Genomic DNA, 2,988 nt, shown 5'->3' on the forward strand with positions numbered 1-2,988 from the left:
ATGCAGATACTGCATGACAGCATGTCCATACGGCGCAAGGCGTTTCAACTGGGGCGAGCCAAAGAGACCGAATGATAAGATAAATCCTGATACGCATTATCTTGGAAACCGTCCAAGATATAAAGGGGTAGTGGAGAAATGTACATTCTGCATACAGAGAACGAGGAAGGGCAGATATCCTGCATGTGTTGAGGTATGCCCTGTTGGCGCGAGGAAGTTCGGCAATCTGCTCGATCCAGAAAGCGAGATCAGGTATGCAATTGAGCACAAGAGGGTATTCAGACTCAAGGAGGATTTGAACACAAATCCCAAGTTTTATTATTTCTTTGCCTACGGAAGATAGGAGGGACACATGAAATATTATGTCGAAAACTTCCTTATAGCCTTGCAGCAGGTTGCGAAGGGGAATAAGAGATATTTTATATGGCTTGCCTTTCTGTCGGTATTGATAGCCACCGGAATAATCGCATATATCGGACAGGTAGAGAAAGGCCTCATAACAACAGGCATGAGGGATCAGGTCTCATGGGGTTTTTATATATCGAACTTTACATTCCTTGTCGGTGTTGCTGCCGCTGCTGTGCTGCTTGTCGTTCCGGCCTATGTGTACCATTTCAAACCGATAAAAGAGATAGTGCTGTTTGGAGAGCTTCTGGCCATAACAGCGATCACAATGTGCATCATGTTCATAATGGTTGACCTCGGTCAACCGCTTCGCGTATGGCATATCCTGCCTGTTATCGGTGGCATGAATTTCCCTTCATCGTTGCTGGCGTGGGATGTGATTGTATTGAACAGCTATCTTATCCTCAATGCCTTAGTTGCCTCGTATGTGGTATGCAAGTTTTTTACCGGCAAGGAATACAAGATGTCTGTAATCGGTCCTCTGGTCATGATCTCGATACCGTTGCGGTCAGCATCCATACTGTAACGGCATTTCTCTATAACGGTCTGGCAGCGAGGCCGTTCTGGAACGCATCTATTCTTGCTCCGAGATTCCTTGCATCTGCCTTTTGCTCGGGTCCTGCCCTAATGCTGATCCTGTTCCAGATTATAAGGAAGGTAACGGATCTCGAGATAGAAAACAGCGCAATCTTCAAGATAGCGGAGTTGATTGCATATGCAATGGGCATCAATCTGTTCCTGCTTGGGGCAGAGGCATTCAAGGAGTTTTATTCAGGCACTGCACATACAGAGCCCATCAAATATCTCTATTTCGGCATCCATGGAAAAGCGGGTCTTGTGCCGTGGATCTGGTTAGCCACAATACTTAATGTCACTGCCTTTTCCCTTTTTCTGCATCCAAAGACCCGTGAGAACTTCAAGACCCTGAACTTAGGGTGTATCTTCGTAATCATTGGTGTCTATATCGAAAAGGGGATGGGTCTTGTAATTCCCGGTTTTGTTCCTGACACCCTCGGAGAAATATACGAATATTTTCCAACAATGAGGGAGGTTCTCATAACCATAGGGATATGGGCTGCCGGCGCGCTGATATATACCCTGCTTCTTAAATTTGCTATTCCTATACATACAGGAAGGCTGAGAGTTGAACCGAAAATTAAATCTACCGATCTTGAATAAGGAGTTCTTTAAAATCCTTTAAAACAGGAAAGTCATTTATTGGTTTATCGTATTTCTTGGCGTATTTTTGGGCCTGTTTTTTTGAATTTGCCCTTGTTTTTAAGAGGAGATATTTTATCCCGAAATTTTTTGCTGTCCTGAGTATCTCTGCTGTATCGTCAATAAAAAGGGTTTTTTCTTTGTCAAACTTTAATATCTTTTCTGTTTTCTCCCAGAACTCTACCATCTCTTTCGGATAGCCTATCTCAAAGGATGTAATGCATTTGTCAAAGTATTTGCCTATCTCTGTATTTTTCAGTTTTATGTCCAGAACCTTGTAATGGGCATTGGTTACCATGTAGACTTTTTTCTTGTATTTTTTGAGCATTTTCAAGAAGTCCTCAACATGGGGATGTACTTCAATGAGGTGTTTTATCTGCTCTTTCAGGGCCGGGATGTCGAGGTCAAGCTCCCTCGACCAGAAATCTATATCTGTCCAGTTCAGAGTGCCTTCATGTGCCTTGTACTTTGAGAGCAGTTCTTCCTTTGCCTTTCCGAATGTGATTTTGTGCTTCTCTGCATACTTTTCTGGGACGAGATGCTCCCAGAAATAGTCATCGAAATATTTGTCGAGCAGCGTTCCATCCATGTCAAGAAGGACGAATTTAATTTCTTTCAGCGGGATCATTCCTCACCACTGTACCACGACTGGTCTATGTAATTTTCTGTCCTCTCGTATATCAATTCCATGATCTCTTTCAATTCCTGAAATATCTCGTCAAACAACTCGCTGTCTGTTGCATCCTCCGGCTCAATATTATAGCTGTAATGTATTTCGTATTCCTTGAAAGGCTCGTCACTGCCGATGATCTCTCTGATTGTCAGGATCGGCTCTGTGTCGGGATATTCCTCGCTTACCTCTTCAATCAGTGCCTCTATGTCAGGATAGTCCTTCATGATCGGAAGCTTTACCGTAAATTCCAGTTCTACAGATGTATCCACATCGCTGTCTTCATCCGTTGTGCTCTCTTCGTACAGGGTCATTCCTGTCTGGAAGGCGTCATAGATAAAGGACACGGTTGCTGATACTGGAAATGGCTGTTCCATATTTGGCAGTGTCAGGGAAAACCTGCCTTCCCTGTCGAGGGTGAACTGCTCTATAAGAACCTGCATGTTGTATATATCGAGATAATTCTTTGCAGACTCTGCTATTGTCATCTGTACTTCTTCGAACCTTGCCATACTTCCTCTAATTGCTTAAACCTAATTTGAGCGATTTTATACCGTGGTCCAGCGATAAGGATAAGTCTCTTTCGTTCAGAAGCTCTGTTTTGACAGTTCTAATGCTCCTTTCGCTACAGCCGCAAAACTCGCCCAAGAAATTATAAAATTGGCAGACACTTGCGTCTGTCAGGCAATGGTATG

The 2,988-nt window shown here is 43.5% G+C and carries 5 protein-coding genes; 3 read left to right on the plus strand and 2 right to left on the minus strand.

Annotated elements, in window-relative coordinates; translation table 11 throughout:
• The 3 genes from V7L97_RS11900 to nrfD (V7L97_RS11910) all read left to right on the plus strand — a co-directional run.
• The coding region (locus tag V7L97_RS11900; protein ID WP_333656259.1) for a 4Fe-4S dicluster domain-containing protein at positions 1–343 on the plus strand (343 nt) is incomplete at its 5' end.
• Between the two features lie 9 nt (positions 344–352).
• A complete protein-coding gene (gene nrfD / locus V7L97_RS11905) occupies positions 353–931 on the plus strand; it encodes an NrfD/PsrC family molybdoenzyme membrane anchor subunit (RefSeq protein ID WP_333656261.1) in 579 nt (192 codons plus the stop codon).
• Positions 838–1,584: an NrfD/PsrC family molybdoenzyme membrane anchor subunit gene (gene nrfD / locus V7L97_RS11910; RefSeq protein WP_333656264.1), complete on the plus strand. Its 747-nt coding sequence runs from the start codon at positions 838–840 to the stop codon at positions 1,582–1,584. The genes nrfD (V7L97_RS11905) and nrfD (V7L97_RS11910) overlap by 94 nt, the downstream gene beginning before the upstream one ends.
• Here the strand turns inward: nrfD (V7L97_RS11910) and V7L97_RS11915 are convergent.
• Positions 1,568–2,251 (minus strand): HAD-IA family hydrolase, encoded by a 684-nt coding sequence (locus V7L97_RS11915; RefSeq protein ID WP_333656266.1) that lies wholly within the window; start codon positions 2,249–2,251, stop codon positions 1,568–1,570. The two genes, nrfD (V7L97_RS11910) and V7L97_RS11915, sit on opposite strands and share 17 nt — an antisense overlap.
• On the minus strand, positions 2,248–2,805 hold the full coding sequence (locus tag V7L97_RS11920) for a hypothetical protein (protein WP_333656268.1): 558 nt from the start codon (positions 2,803–2,805) through the stop codon (positions 2,248–2,250). Before V7L97_RS11920 ends, V7L97_RS11915 begins: the two co-directional genes overlap by 4 nt.
• Positions 2,806–2,988 lie beyond the last annotated feature (183 nt).

The organism is Dissulfurispira sp., from assembly GCF_036745535.1.
Taxonomy (GTDB): Bacteria; Nitrospirota; Thermodesulfovibrionia; order Thermodesulfovibrionales; family Dissulfurispiraceae; genus Dissulfurispira.